The sequence below is a fragment of the Aliidiomarina sp. genome, from assembly GCF_047920995.1.
GTDB lineage: Bacteria > Pseudomonadota > Gammaproteobacteria > Enterobacterales > Alteromonadaceae > Aliidiomarina.
This window is the reverse complement of sequence record NZ_JBLRWZ010000015.1, coordinates 44,101-57,232: the sequence shown is the minus strand read 5'-3', so window position 1 is coordinate 57,232 and position 13,132 is coordinate 44,101. Positions and strand designations below refer to the sequence as shown.

The window sequence follows — 13,132 nt, the reverse complement described above, 5'->3', positions numbered from 1 at the left end:
CGTTGGAATAGGGCAATTTCTTTCGCCTGCTTGGCGATCTGCGGCACAAATTGAATTGCCGAAGCGCCCGTACCGATTACCGCAATGCGCTTGCCGTGCAAATCATGCTCATGTTGCCAACGGGCAGAGTGGAAATGCACCCCCTGAAAATCATCTCGCCCGGGGATATCCGGATACTTGGGGTTGTTCAGCTGGCCGGTGGCAGAAATAAGAAACTGACAACTGAACACCCGGCCATCAGCAAGCTGCACATGCCAACGCATTTCTTGCTCTATGTAGCGCGCTTCCACAACATCGGCACTGAGCTCAATATGAGGCGTAATGCGAAACTTACTAACGCAATTTTCAATATAGGTGCGTATTTCCGGCTGTGGGCTAAAGCGGCGAGACCAGTGTGAGTGCGGCGCAAAAGAGTACGAGTATAAATGTGATTGCACATCACAGGCGGCGCCTGGGTAAGTGTTATCGCGCCAAGTGCCGCCAATACTAGCGCCGCGCTCTAAAATTACAAATTGTTCGTGGCCGCTTTGTTTGAGCCGAATGCCCATGCCAATGCCGCCGAAACCAGCACCGATAATTACAAATTGGGTATGAATCAGTTGCTGTTCTGTAGGCATAAGAAGGCGCTATCGTTATGTAATTGGTATGGCACCGCGAATAGCGATGGTGCCATGCCATTAGCTCGCCAGCACGATGCCATTAGTGCAGCACTCGGCAGCGGATGGTGCCAGGAATCTCTTTCAACTGTTCCAAGGCGTTATCGGCTTGTTGGCTATCCACATCCATTACCACGTAGCCTAATTCACTATCAGTTTGTAAGTACTGGCCGGAAATATTCACGCCCAGCTCGGCAAAAATTTGGTTAATGCGCGTAAGTACGCCCGGTTGATTGTGGTGAATGTGCAGTAAACGGCTGCTGCCGCCGTGCAGCGGTAAACTTACTTCTGGGAAGTTTACTGCTGAAAGGGTAGAGCCATTATCTGAGTATTTGATCAGCTTATGCGCTACTTCAGTGCCAATGTTCTCTTGCGCTTCTTGGGTAGAGCCTCCAATGTGCGGTGTAAGGATTACATTACTTAAGCCACGTAAAGGCGAGAGAAACTCATCGTTATTGCTTTTCGGTTCTTGCGGGAACACATCAATTGCCGCGCCTGCTAAATGGCCATTTTCTAGAAACTGCGCCAGCGCTGCTAAATCCACCACGGTGCCGCGAGAAGCATTTATCAGAGAGGCGCCAGTGCGCATCAATTCCAGTTCGCTGGCGGTGATCATGTTTTGGGTTTGCTCTGTTTCCGGCACATGCAAACTTACAATATCACTGGCTTGAAGCAGCGCAGGTAATGATGGCATCGGCAATGCGTTGCCCAAGGAAAGCTTGGTTTCAATATCATAAAACACAACACGCATACCTAGTTGCTCCGCCAATACGCCAAGCTGGGTGCCGATATGGCCGTAGCCAATAATGCCTAAGGTTTTGCCGCGCGCTTCATGGGAGCCGCCCGCCGATTTCAACCAACCACCTTGGTGGCAGGCCATATTTTTCTCCGGAATTTTGCGTAGCAGCATAATAATTTCCGCGAGCACTAACTCAGCCACGCTGCGGGTATTCGAAAAGGGCGCATTAAATACCGGAATACCGAATTCGCGAGCAGCGCTGGTATCCACCTGGTTGGTGCCAATGCAAAAGCAGCCAATAGCATTCAGTTTATCGGCGCGGGCGAGCACTTTGCGGCTCAGCTGAGTTCGCGAACGAATGCCCACAAAATGATAATCAGCAATCATGTCTGCTAGTTCATCTTCGTTAAATGCCGTGGTATGGCAATCAATTTGTGTGTAGCCATGCTGGGCAAAGCACTCTGCCGCGCTTTGGTGCACTCCCTCTAATAAGAGAATTTTGATCTTGTCTTTTGCGAGCGAGAGTACCGGCGACATCTGAAATTCCTTGTGCTTGCTGCTTAAAATTGCGGGTTAATCTTATTTTTCTAGTGTTTCTAACTGCTCGCCATCACTCAGTAGGGCAATATTTGCACCACGGGCAGCGAATAAGCCATTCGTAACTACACCGGTAATTTGATTGATTTTCTGCTCAAGGTCTACGGCGTTTTCGATATGCAGATTATAAATATCAAGAATAACGTTACCGTTGTCGGTTACAAAATCTTCGCGATAGATTGGATCACCGCCTAGCTTCACGATTTGCCGCGCCACATATGAGCGGGCCATTGGAATTACTTCAATTGGCAGGGGAAACTCACCTAGAACATTCACCAGCTTAGAGCTATCGGCAATACAAATAAATTGTTCGGCCACGGCGGCCACGATTTTCTCGCGAGTAAGGGCGCCACCACCACCTTTAATCATGTGCAGTTGGGCGTTAATTTCATCGGCACCATCAACATAAATTTCTACGCGATCTACACCGTTTAAATCATATACCGGAATACCATGCTGTTTTAAGCGCTGGGTAGAAGCTTCAGAGCTACTTACCGCACCCTCAATCTCGTGCTTCATGCTCGCTAGTGCATCAATAAAATAATTTACCGTAGAGCCAGTGCCAACACCCACGATCATGTCGGGTTTAACATAGGCAATCGCAGCTTCTGCCGCATGTTGTTTCGCTCGGTTTTGTGCGTTTTCGGTAGGTTGTTGCATAGATGTACCCATTACTCGGAATCCTTGGATTTAGCGGGGCCAGTAAACTGGTAGAGAATGGAACGATATTATACGGCTAATCGTTACCACTGCTAGTGTTAAATTGCCAAGTGCGGCAAGGTGTAACTATTTGGGCAATGGGCACATCCCATGAAGCAACAGGCAACTGCTCAGCGTACTGGCAATCATGGGCAATACCCACGCGCTGCAAATTAGGGTAACGATTCATACTACAGCCGGCTAGGGTTCTATCATAAAACCCGCCGCCCATCCCCAAACGGTTGCCATGGGCATCGAATGCTACCAGCGGCATGCATACTAAATCGATAGCACTTAAAGGCATAATATCTTGGCAGCGCATACGCGGCTCGGGAATATTAAACTTGTTCGCTACCAGCTCCGTATTGGCGTGATAGCGCAAAAATAATAACTGATTAGGCACCACCGGATGTAGCACCGGCACCGCCACGGTAATCTCACGTTGCCACAGAGCGTGAATAGCAGCCGCTAAGCTTGGTTCCCCATCATTGGCAATGTAGGCAGCAACACAACGCACAGGCGTAGCACTCACCATCTCGGTAAGGTGTTTTGCAATTGCGGCACTTGCCTGCTGTTGTTGTTCATCAGAAAGGGCTTGCCGAGCAGCTCGGTATTGTTCCCTTAGCTGCTGGCGCAACAGGCTCTGCTGGGTTGTGTTGTGTTGCACTGCCGCGGCATGTGTTGCTGTGCTTTTATGCGAAGAGTTCGGCAAATTTAGGTCCTTTTGCGTTCGATTGCGCACCATACGCTTTACAGTACCCTGCACAAGTTGCGAAACTTGGAGTATGCTAACGTTTCAATAACAATTTGCTCATCATGATAATAATAGGCTGATTCATGCGTGTAATTCAATCGGTTCGCCGTATTCTAATCTGTAGTGTTGCAGTGCTGTGTGTAAGTGTTGCCACCCCATTCGTAATGCCCAACTCGGCAATTGCCGCCGAGCCTGTGCAACAAGGGCCATTTTCACGGGTAATTCTGCGTGGTGGCATTTTGGTAAACGGTGAAGGCGCGCCACCCGTAGGCCCGGTTGATATCGTGATTGAAAATGATCGTATTGTGCGGGTTGATGTAGTGGGCTACCCAGGTGTGCCTATTCGCGAAGGTGGCCGGCCCACGGCTGGCCCTGGCGATCATGAAATTGATATCAGCGGCCATTATGTATTGCCGGGCTTTGTGGATATGCACGGCCATATTGGTGGTTCGGCACCGAATATTCCACCAGAGTATGTTTATCAACTATGGTTAGCGCACGGCATTACTACGGTTCGCGAACCGGGTAGTTTTCGTGGCCTCGAGTGGACAGTAGATCAAGCCCAACAAGCGGCTGATAATGCCATTGCCGCGCCGCGTATTATTCCCTATGCAGGTTTTGGCAGAGGCTCTAGTGAGCCCATCATTTCTGCTGAGCAAGCGCGGGCATGGGTGCAAGGTGCCGCAGCCCAGGGCGCTCAGGGCGTGAAGTTTTTTGGTGCCCCACCACGGGTGATTGCAGCTGCTATTTCCGAAGCCAATGAGCTTGGCCTCGGTACCATGATGCACCATGCCCAGTTGAATGTGGTGCGCACTAATGTGCTTGATTCGGCGGCCATGGGCCTTACTACCATGGAACATTGGTACGGCTTGCCAGAGGCCTTATTTACCAATCAGGTTATTCAGAATTACTCACCAGATTACAATTATCAGAATGAACAAGATCGCTTTAGTGAAGCAGGGCGTTTATGGCAACAAGCTGCAAGGAAAGGCAGTGATCGCTGGAACTATGTGCGCGATAAGCTAATCGAGCTTGATTTCACGATTAACCCCACGCTTACTATTTATGAAGCCAGCCGCGATGCAGCGGCCCAACGTAATGCTGAATGGCATGCGGAATATACGCTGCCTACGTTAGAGCGTTTCTTCACACCAAGCCGATATGCGCATGGTTCGTATTGGTTCGATTGGACCACGGATGACGAGATAGCTTGGCGCGAGAACTACCGTTTGTGGATGGAGTTTTTAAATGATTTCAAAAACCATGGTGGCAGAGTTACCACGGGCTCCGATTCCGGTTACATTTATAAAATCTATGGCTTCGGCTTTATTCAAGAGCTTGAACTATTACGCGAAGCTGGTTTTAATGCGTTAGAAGTTATTCGCGCCGCAACACTTTCTGGTGCCGAAGCGCTTGGCTTAGAAGATGATATCGGTAGTGTAATTCCAGGTAAAAAAGCGGATTTAGTGATTTTGCGCGATAATCCCTTACGCAACTTTAAGGTATTGTACGGCACTGGCCATTATCGTTTAGATGATAATAATCAGCCAATGCGAACTGATGGTGTGGTGTATACCATGCGCGATGGTATTCTTTATGATGCAAAAGCAATGCTGAAAAATGTGCGTGATATGGTTCGCGCAGCAAAAGAAGCGGAAAGCGAATAAGGTAAACTTATGAATAATTCAGTGCTAAGCAACGTGGTAAATAAAATTGCAGCCTGCAAATTGTTAGGCTGCAAATCGCGTTTAGCGTATCAAATGCTGCGGCGCACCGCTTCGAAGCCGCGTGTACTCTTGCCTTTGGCTGGCTGCATGGTAATTACCGCCTGCCAACCCATGTATAGTTTAGAACTGAAAGGTGAATGGCGAATGCATACCATTCACACCACATCGTTGGCCACCTTATCAACCGAAGAAACGCTACGTTGGCGTGATTATCGCGCAGATTTTGGCGATCGCAATATTCGTTTTGCCGGGCGAGATTGTATTAATCCGGATATCACTAGTGATTGGCAGCAACTTGGCGTAGTGGCCAATCGCATTGGTATGAACCCAGATATTTTCGCTTTAAATCTCGAAACACCAGTGCAGTTGCTGTATATCGAATGCGAAAATGAAGCGCGGTTTGCGTTTGGTAGCGAAATTATTCGTATCGATGAGAAACGTTTGATTATGGCGCATGAAGGGGTGATGTTTGAGTTCCAGCCGCATTAAACGTGAGGGTGTTCTTTGTTAGGGTGTTCTTTGTTGGGTGTTCTCCAAGGTGCCGCTACATCGTGGTAGCCCTTGAACCCACTGGCTCAAGGCGGGTGCTGAGCAGGCTACTGTAGGCTTCCCGCTGCAAGGCGGGCTTGCGCACTGGTAACCCGACAGGACCCTATACTGACGGTATCGGCTCAGGGACATGCAGACGTTGGCAAACACCCCAGAGAACATTGTTTGTGCAACTTGGTTAGTACAACGTACGTTAGTATAACTTATTCCGCGTTAGAACTGGAGGGTGGCAGCGTTGGTTTCGTTTCGTTTGCTGAAGATTTAGGCTGCCCCATCGCTTTTTCAATCGTGGCTTGTAACAAGCTGATTTTATCTTCTAGTGCGGCAATTTTCTTGCCTTCGGTAGCACGCTCTTGAATCCATTCATGGCACAAATTCAGTGCCGCCATGATCGCAATCTGCTCCATATTGGTGAGCTTCGTGCTCGCACGTGTTTCTGCCATGCGGGTATCTAATTGCTCAGCAGCTTCACGTAACGCAGTTTCTTGCCCAGCAGGGCACATAACGCGATAGTTACGGTCGAGTATTTTGATGTCTACAACATTATCACTCATGTGTTTTCCCTCTAAGCTAGCGCGCTATTACCTGATAGTTTAGTTAATAATTGGCGCAGCAACTAATACAGCAATCCGATGCCAAACATTGCACTGTTTTGGTATTTTTTTACGTAGTAACCATAATAGCGCGAAGCATAACGAGAGCGCAGCAAAGTTGCAATGAGATTAACACAGCTTTTCTGGCTGCAAACGGTGTGTGGTGGTAGGATTACATTAAATTTAAGTAGCAAGAGTGGAATTTATGAGCGAAGCCTCAGCGCAAACCTTTGAACAGTTATCTCGGCAATTGCAAGAAGAGCAAATTATTCTATCTGCCGCAGAAGTGCACGGCATGTTGGCAGGTTTAGTGGCGAGCAGTGCGCCAAGCAAAGAGCGCGAGTGGTTGTTGATTATGGCTGATTTGGCCAACGAAGGGCACAAATTTAGCGATTCGATGATCAATACGTTGGAAGTATTGCACCAACAAACCATAGTAGGCCTAAGTTGCAGCGATTTAAGCTTTCAACTGATTCTGCCAAGTGATGACGATCCACTAAGCGAGCGTTTACAGGCGCTAACGGAATGGGCGCAATGTTTTTTGGTAGGATTTGGCGTAAATCAGCAAAACTTAGCGGCCGCTTCAGATGATTTAAAAGAGGCGATTCAAGATCTCGCCGAAATTTCCAAGCTTTCCACGGATGTGGCGTCTGGTGAAGATGATGAGCGGGCGTTTTTCGAAGTAAGCGAATATGTTCGCATTACCGCCATTATGTGTTTTAACGAGTTAAGCACAAAACCAGCACCGGCTCCGCCAACTAGCTCAACGTTACACTAGAGAGCAACATACATGATTGAAGTAAGTGAGTTGCAACAGCGCCGCGCGGCCTTCATGGCCAGTATGGTGCCTGGTAGTATCGCGATATTTCCCGCAGCGAAAGAAGTGGTTCGCAGCCGCGATACACACTTCCCGTTCCGCCAAGATAGCGATTTCTTTTACCTTACCGGTATTAATGAGCCCGATGGTTTACTCGTATTGGCGCCAGAACTAGAAGAGCCTGAAATCCTGTTTGTGCTGCCGAAAGATGCCCATGAAGAAGTGTGGCATGGCCGCCGCTTAGGCTGTTTGCAAGCGGGGCACGATAGCGGTATTCAGGCCTGCTACGAAAACACCAAAGTGGCCGAACAACTACCGCAACTCATGGATGGCCATTCTGATTTGTATATCGCTTTCGATCAATTTCCAGAGTTTGAAGCCGAATTGCAATTAATGCTGCGTACTTTACGGGCGGCACCTAAGCGCACTAAAACGGCGCCCGAGCGTTTACATGATCCGCGCGCGCAATTGCACCAACAACGGTTAATTAAAGGCCCAGCCGAACAACAATTAATGCGCCAAGCAGCGGAAATTAGCATGGCTGGGCATCGCCGTGCCCTTAATTTTGTGCGCCCTGGTGTATTTGAGTATCAAGTAGCCGCTGAGCTTGAACATGAATTTGTAACCCGTGGTGCGGCCGGCTCAGCCTATGCAAGCATTTGCGGTGGCGGCAACAACGCCTGCATTTTGCATTACACGGCCAATAGCGATGTATTGCATGATGGCGATCTTATTTTAATCGATGCTGGCGCCGAGTATCAGGGTTACGCTGGCGATATTACCCGCACTTTTCCGGTGAATGGCAAATTCACCCCAGCCCAGCGGGAAGTGTATGAACTGGTGTTAGCCGCACAACTGGCGGCAATGGCCGAGTTGCGTCCGGGTTCGAGTATTCCCCGTGCCCAAGATGCCTGTATTGATGTGCTTACCGAGGGCTTAATTAAGCTAGGTATTTTAACCGGCGAGTTTAAGCAGCATCGTGAAGCTTTAAGTTGTCGGCAGTTTTATATTCATGGCTTAAGCCATTGGCTTGGTTTAGATGTGCACGATGTGGGCGCTTACCAACAAGATGGCGTGCCAATGCCGTTGGTTCCGGGCATGGTGCTCACCGTAGAGCCGGGCTTATATTTTGCCAGCGACGATGAGCGTGTGCCGGCCCGTTACCGCGGTATGGGCGTGCGCATTGAAGATGATGTGCTGATTACCGCAAAAGGGCATGAGAACCTCACCGCTGGTGTACCGAAAAGTGTGGAAGGTATTGAAGCATTGATGGCACAAGCACAGCGCACGCGTAAATCTGCCAAGGCGCAGAACCGAGAATCGCAGCATGCCCAGTAATTCGCGCGCGAATGCAAAAAGCAGTGTTGATATTGCCATTGCCGGCGGTGGGTTAACCGGCTGTTTAGCGGCGTTGGTGATGCACCGGCGTTTCCCGCAGGCAAATATTGTACTTATTGATCAACAAAACGGCACGCCCCAACAAGATCCTCGTGGCTTAGCGCTAGCACTGCGCACCCAACAAGTGTTGGCGGAATACGGGGTGTGGCAAGGCGAGTTAGCAAAAAGCCCGGCGATTCAACACATTCATGTATCAGATGCCAACTCACCGGGCAGTACCATGCTGCATGCGCAACAAGAAGGTATTGATGCGCTAGGTTATGTGGCCATGGCGGGGTTGTTACAGCAAGAACTCTCTAATGCTTGCGCGCGTGCCAGCACCGCTGGCAACCAAACAGGCAGTTTCGAACACTTGCAAGGCACCGCGGTAGCTTCATTGGCGGCGGAAAATACCGCAATGCAGCTAAAACTTTCCGATGGCCAAGAGCTGGCGGCGAAGCTACTTGTGGTGGCAGAAGGCTCGAATTCGCCTACCCGCGCGATGCTCGGTGTGCAAATGCAGCGCGAAGCTTATGCACAAGTAGCAGTAGCAGCGCGCGTGGAATATGCACAGCAGCATGGCAATGTGGCCTATGAACGATTTACCGCTGAGGGGCCAGCAGCGTTATTACCGCAAGGCTCTAAGCATGCGGCGCTGGTATGGTGCATGCACCCAGAGCGAGCAGCTGCGTTGCAACAACAAAACGATGCCGATCGCACTCGCGCGGTGCAGGATATTTTCGGTGCTGCTCCCGGGCGCATCGTGAACTGTGAATACCAAGCAACCTTTCCATTGCAGCTGGCAATGGCAGAACGTTTTATTGGCCATCGCAGCGTAATTATTGGTAATGCTTGCCATACCCTGCACCCGGTAGCTGGCCAAGGCTATAATTTAGGTGTACGCGACATTCTCGATTTGGCCAAGTACATTAGCGCTGAAGATGCCGGCGCTATGGCGGGCTTGAATGCCTACCAACAGCAACGGCAACGGGATTATGCAGAAATTATTGGCCTAACCCATGGCTTGGTAGCTGTGTTTTCTAATCAAGATACATTGTGGCGGAATATTCGTAGTAAAGGCTTATATGCGTTACGTAGTTGTTCTCTGTTAAGTAAACCCCTAATGCGTAAAGCAATGGGTTTTCGAACACTGTGGTAAACAATGTGGTAAACAAAAAGGGTAAGGAAAAGTAATGGCGTTGCATAGAACCCAAGTAGCAATTGTTGGTGGCGGCATGGTTGGCTTAGCCTTGGCCTGCGCGTTAGCGAAAGCTGGGCGCAAGGTGGCAGTAATTGAACGCGATGCCAATGCGGGCCAGTTACCGGAACAGGCTACTCAGCGGGTGAGCGCAATTAACTTAGCAGCACAGCAATGGCTTACCGATATGGGCGCCTGGCAGCACTTACCAAGCGAACGTTTGGGTGCCTATCAGGGTATGCATGTATGGGATCATGATAGCTTTGGCGAAATTACCTTTAATGCCGATGATGTTGATTTACCGAGCCTGGGCACCATTCTTGAAAATGCCGTTTTAACCGCAGCACTTTGGCAACAAGCCGAGCAGCTTGGGGTAACACTGTACGCTGGCGCGAGTATCGCGGCGGTGGAATACCATGAAGATGATGCCACTATTCAACTGGAAGGTGGTGATGTAATTTTGGCGCAGTTAGTAGTAGCGGCCGATGGTGCGCGTTCCAAGTTGCGCGAACAAGTGGGCACCCCGGTTATCCACCGGGATTACCAGCAAGCCGGCGTAGTGGCTACCATTCGCACCAGCGAACCGCATAACGGCATTGCTAGGCAGGCTTTCTCAGTTGGTAGGCAACAGGCGTTACCTGGTGGCCCATTGGCATTATTGCCGCTGGCCGATGCGCATACGTGTTCCATTGTGTGGAGCGCACCGCTATTGGAAGCCGAGCGTTTATGCGCCTTATCGGCAGAGGAATTTAACAAAGAACTGAATGTAGCAAGTAACCAATGTTTAGGGTTACTTACAGTGCAGAGTGAGCGGGAGCAGTTCCCCCTTACCATGCGATATGCGCAAAAATGGGTATATGGGCGGCAAGTATTGGTGGGCGATGCTGCGCACACTATTCACCCGTTGGCTGGGCAAGGGGTAAACCTTGGTTTCGGCGATGCGCATTTGTTAGCGCACGAGATAACTGAATTAGGTACGTTAAACGGCCAATTTGATAGCCAGCAATTGCAACGCGCATTGCGCCGCTATGAACGCGCCCGCAAGGCTGCAGCAGTGCGCCATATTGCAACCATGGAAGGCTTCCACCAACTCTTCACCACCCGCAATCCATTGGTGAAACTGAGTAGAAGCATCGGTTTACAGTTGGTAAATCAAGCCAAACCGTTGAAAGATTATTTCTTGCGGCAAGCGAACCAACTGGATTAAGGGTTTAAATAATCCTGCAAGTACGCCAGTAAATGCTCGGCAGCATCGTTGTTCGGTTCGCCGTGGCGCTCTAAATAAATGCCCACAGTACCCAATGCTGGCAACTCGGCGCCCCGTAGTTCAATTAAATCTGCCGGCAACGAGCTACGCGCCAATACAGTAATACCCAAATCGCTTTTCAAAGCGCTGCTAATACCGGTGAGATCACTATTGGTATAAGTAATGCGGCACGGTTGCCCAGCGGCTTTCAGTGCTTGCAGCGTGCGGCGGCGATAAATGCAGCCTTCCGCAGCAAGCACCAAGGGCACATTGCGTTGCCATTGGTAATCAGCGCGGCCAGCTACCCAAATTAAAGCATCTTCTTTCACTTTCACCGCATCGGTGGGTGCTTGTTCGGCTACGGTAAGAATAATATCAAACTGGCCACGGCTGGCGCCAAGGCGCAAATCTCGGCTTAAGGCCGAGGTTACTTCCAAGGTAATTTGTGGATAACTGGCGGCAAACTGACCGAGAATGCGCGGTAATAGCGCGGTAGCAAACTCACTGGGAATACCTAACCGCACTTGCCCAGAAATTGGTGCTTTGGCGAATTTAGCCAGCAATTGATCGTGCATGGCCAACAGTTGCCGCGCACCTTGGTATAGCTCTTGCCCGGCCGGCGTAAGTTTTAGCTTGTTGCCTTGGCGTTCAAATACCGGGTGTTCAATGCGATCTTCCAAGCGTTTAATTTGCAAACTGATGGCCGGTTGCGAGCGGCCCAAACGTTCTCCGGCTTGGGTATAGCTTTGCAAATCGGTAACGGTAATAAATGAGCGCAAACTTTCTAACGATAAACTATTCATAATTGCAGGCCTAAAGCATAATCAAGCAGGTTGCATTTGCCATGAAATAAGCGAATTAACTCGCTGAATTTATGCATAATTTCATGGGTACAACGCTAGTTTTGTATAAAAATTATCAATCACATGCAGTTTATCATAAATTTTATTAATAGCATTATTGCCCTTTTTAATTTGTTGCTTATCGGTTGTGCTTCTATAATGGCTGCCATTCAAACTGCATAAAAAACCAACAGAGAAGTGATGGCAATTATGGCTAACAATACTGCAGCTCAACGTACTCCACTTTACAACAATCATGTGCAAGCGGGCGCGAAGATGGTTGATTTTCATGGCTGGGAAATGCCGCTCAACTATGGTTCGCAAATCGAAGAGCACCACGCAGTGCGTCGCGATGTAGGCATGTTTGATGTATCACACATGACCATCGTGGATGTAACCGGCCGTGATGCCAAGCCATACTTGCGCCATTTGTTGGCGAATGATGTAGCCAAGTTAACTACCCCAGGTAAAGCCCTGTACAGCGCTATGCTGAACGAAGAGGGTGGGGTTATCGATGATTTAATCGTGTATTTCTTTAATGAAGATTCTTACCGCTTAGTGGTAAATTCGGCAACTCGCGATAAAGATATGGCGTGGTTAGAACTACAAAGCGGCGAATTTGATGTGGCCATTACCGAGCGCACCGAGTTTGCCATGATTGCCTTACAAGGCCCGAATGCCAAAGCTAAAATTGCCAACCTAATGAGTGCTGAACAGCATGCGTTAATAAGCGAATTGAAGCCATTTGTGGGCGTGCAACTCGATGATTTATTTGTTGCCACCACCGGCTACACAGGTGAAGCTGGTTATGAGATCATTATTCCTAATAATAACGTAGCCGATGTATGGGAAAAACTCGTTGCAGTAGGCGTGCAACCATGTGGTTTGGGTGCTCGCGATACCTTGCGCTTAGAAGCGGGTATGAACCTGTACGGCCAAGATATGAACGAAACCGTATCCCCTTTAGCTGCCAACATGGGCTGGAGTGTTGCATTCGAACCGGCTGATAGAAACTTTGTAGGCCGTAGCGCATTAGAAGCATTAAAAGCAGCAGGCACCGAGAAGTTTGTTGGTTTAGTAATGGAAGAGAAGGGCGTGTTGCGCGGTGGCTTAAAAGTAATGGTAGATGGCGGCGAGGGTGTAATAACCTCTGGCACATTCTCACCTACTTTAGGCTACAGTATTGCCATGGCACGAGTGCCATTGCCAGTAGGCGAAACAGCACAGGTGGAAATGCGCAAAAAACTAGTTACAGTTAAGGTTGTGAAGCCTAGCTTTGTGCGTAACGGTAAAGCTGTAGTTTCTGCGTAACATTCTATTTAAACACTATTAACAATA

13 protein-coding genes and 1 other RNA gene are annotated in these 13,132 nt (G+C 49.2%); 7 read left to right on the top strand and 7 right to left on the bottom strand.

All coding sequences use genetic code 11. The features are described 5' to 3' along the window. From ACNA7P_RS05820 to ACNA7P_RS05805, 4 genes are all read right to left on the bottom strand, one after another. A partial coding sequence (locus tag ACNA7P_RS05820) for a flavin-containing monooxygenase (protein ID WP_416257673.1) occupies nt 1-617 on the bottom strand: 617 nt, incomplete at its 3' end. Between the two features lie 82 nt (nt 618-699). After that, nucleotides 700-1,932, bottom strand: coding sequence for a phosphoglycerate dehydrogenase (serA, locus tag ACNA7P_RS05815; protein ID WP_416257672.1), 1,233 nt, complete (start codon nt 1,930-1,932; stop codon nt 700-702). A 42-nt stretch (nt 1,933-1,974) separates the two neighbouring features. Next, entirely contained in the window at nt 1,975-2,652 is a 678-nt protein-coding gene (gene rpiA / locus ACNA7P_RS05810; protein ID WP_416257676.1) for a ribose-5-phosphate isomerase RpiA, read from the bottom strand. A gap of 76 nt (nt 2,653-2,728) precedes the next feature. Next, nucleotides 2,729-3,403, bottom strand: coding sequence for a 5-formyltetrahydrofolate cyclo-ligase (locus ACNA7P_RS05805; protein ID WP_416257671.1), 675 nt, complete (start codon nt 3,401-3,403; stop codon nt 2,729-2,731). A gap of 125 nt (nt 3,404-3,528) precedes the next feature. Here ACNA7P_RS05805 and ACNA7P_RS05800 point away from each other — a divergent pair, with 125 nt between their 5' ends. Both ACNA7P_RS05800 and ACNA7P_RS05795 read left to right on the top strand, forming a co-directional pair. Next, nucleotides 3,529-5,112: an amidohydrolase family protein gene (locus ACNA7P_RS05800; RefSeq protein WP_416257670.1), complete on the top strand. Its 1,584-nt coding sequence runs from the start codon at nt 3,529-3,531 to the stop codon at nt 5,110-5,112. Between the two features lie 9 nt (nt 5,113-5,121). Next, nucleotides 5,122-5,661, top strand: a complete 540-nt coding sequence (locus ACNA7P_RS05795) for a hypothetical protein (RefSeq protein WP_416257669.1) — start codon at nt 5,122-5,124, stop codon at nt 5,659-5,661. A gap of 37 nt (nt 5,662-5,698) precedes the next feature. Here ACNA7P_RS05795 and ssrS read toward each other — a convergent pair. Together ssrS and ACNA7P_RS05785 are read right to left on the bottom strand one after the other, a co-directional pair. Then, nucleotides 5,699-5,882, bottom strand: a non-coding RNA gene (gene ssrS, locus ACNA7P_RS05790) — 6S RNA. 42 nt (nt 5,883-5,924) lie between these two features. Next, nucleotides 5,925-6,275, bottom strand: a complete 351-nt coding sequence (locus tag ACNA7P_RS05785; protein WP_416257668.1) for a cell division protein ZapA — start codon at nt 6,273-6,275, stop codon at nt 5,925-5,927. Nucleotides 6,276-6,519: 244 nt separating this feature from the next. Here ACNA7P_RS05785 and ACNA7P_RS05780 point away from each other — a divergent pair, with 244 nt between their 5' ends. The 4 genes from ACNA7P_RS05780 to ACNA7P_RS05765 are packed head-to-tail and all read left to right on the top strand — an operon-like array spanning nt 6,520 to nt 10,913. Then, nucleotides 6,520-7,092 carry a UPF0149 family protein gene (locus tag ACNA7P_RS05780; protein ID WP_416257667.1) on the top strand — a complete coding sequence of 191 codons (573 nt, stop codon included), beginning with the start codon at nt 6,520-6,522 and terminating at the stop codon, nt 7,090-7,092. Between the two features lie 12 nt (nt 7,093-7,104). Then, a complete protein-coding gene (pepP, locus tag ACNA7P_RS05775; RefSeq protein WP_416257666.1) occupies nt 7,105-8,469 on the top strand; it encodes a Xaa-Pro aminopeptidase in 1,365 nt (454 codons plus the stop codon). Next, the gene (locus tag ACNA7P_RS05770; protein ID WP_416257665.1) at nt 8,459-9,667 is read left to right on the top strand and encodes an FAD-dependent monooxygenase; all 1,209 of its coding nucleotides are present in this window, start codon (nt 8,459-8,461) and stop codon (nt 9,665-9,667) included. Before pepP ends, ACNA7P_RS05770 begins: the two co-directional genes overlap by 11 nt. A 34-nt stretch (nt 9,668-9,701) precedes the next feature. Further along, entirely contained in the window at nt 9,702-10,913 is a 1,212-nt protein-coding gene (locus ACNA7P_RS05765) for an FAD-dependent oxidoreductase (protein ID WP_416257664.1), read from the top strand. On the opposite strand, the gene ACNA7P_RS05760 is transcribed toward ACNA7P_RS05765, so the two are convergent. After that, the gene (locus ACNA7P_RS05760; protein ID WP_416257663.1) at nt 10,910-11,755 is read right to left on the bottom strand and encodes a LysR family transcriptional regulator; all 846 of its coding nucleotides are present in this window, start codon (nt 11,753-11,755) and stop codon (nt 10,910-10,912) included. The genes ACNA7P_RS05765 and ACNA7P_RS05760 overlap by 4 nt on opposite strands. A gap of 249 nt (nt 11,756-12,004) precedes the next feature. Here ACNA7P_RS05760 and gcvT point away from each other — a divergent pair, with 249 nt between their 5' ends. Beyond that, nucleotides 12,005-13,105 carry a glycine cleavage system aminomethyltransferase GcvT gene (gcvT, locus tag ACNA7P_RS05755; protein WP_416257662.1) on the top strand — a complete coding sequence of 367 codons (1,101 nt, stop codon included), beginning with the start codon at nt 12,005-12,007 and terminating at the stop codon, nt 13,103-13,105. Nucleotides 13,106-13,132 lie beyond the last annotated feature (27 nt).

Coding starts and splice junctions, on each gene's coding strand:
- ACNA7P_RS05795 (WP_416257669.1), top strand. CDS start 5,122: ATGAATAATTCAGTGCTAAGCAACGTGGTAAATAAAATTGCAGCCTGC.
- ACNA7P_RS05785 (WP_416257668.1), bottom strand. CDS start 6,275: ATGAGTGATAATGTTGTAGACATCAAAATACTCGACCGTAACTATCGC.
- rpiA (WP_416257676.1), bottom strand. CDS start 2,652: ATGCAACAACCTACCGAAAACGCACAAAACCGAGCGAAACAACATGCG.
- pepP (WP_416257666.1), top strand. CDS start 7,105: ATGATTGAAGTAAGTGAGTTGCAACAGCGCCGCGCGGCCTTCATGGCC.
- ACNA7P_RS05770 (WP_416257665.1), top strand. CDS start 8,459: ATGCCCAGTAATTCGCGCGCGAATGCAAAAAGCAGTGTTGATATTGCC.
- gcvT (WP_416257662.1), top strand. CDS start 12,005: ATGGCTAACAATACTGCAGCTCAACGTACTCCACTTTACAACAATCAT.
- ACNA7P_RS05760 (WP_416257663.1), bottom strand. CDS start 11,755: ATGAATAGTTTATCGTTAGAAAGTTTGCGCTCATTTATTACCGTTACC.
- ACNA7P_RS05765 (WP_416257664.1), top strand. CDS start 9,702: ATGGCGTTGCATAGAACCCAAGTAGCAATTGTTGGTGGCGGCATGGTT.
- ACNA7P_RS05780 (WP_416257667.1), top strand. CDS start 6,520: ATGAGCGAAGCCTCAGCGCAAACCTTTGAACAGTTATCTCGGCAATTG.
- serA (WP_416257672.1), bottom strand. CDS start 1,932: ATGTCGCCGGTACTCTCGCTCGCAAAAGACAAGATCAAAATTCTCTTA.
- ACNA7P_RS05800 (WP_416257670.1), top strand. CDS start 3,529: ATGCGTGTAATTCAATCGGTTCGCCGTATTCTAATCTGTAGTGTTGCA.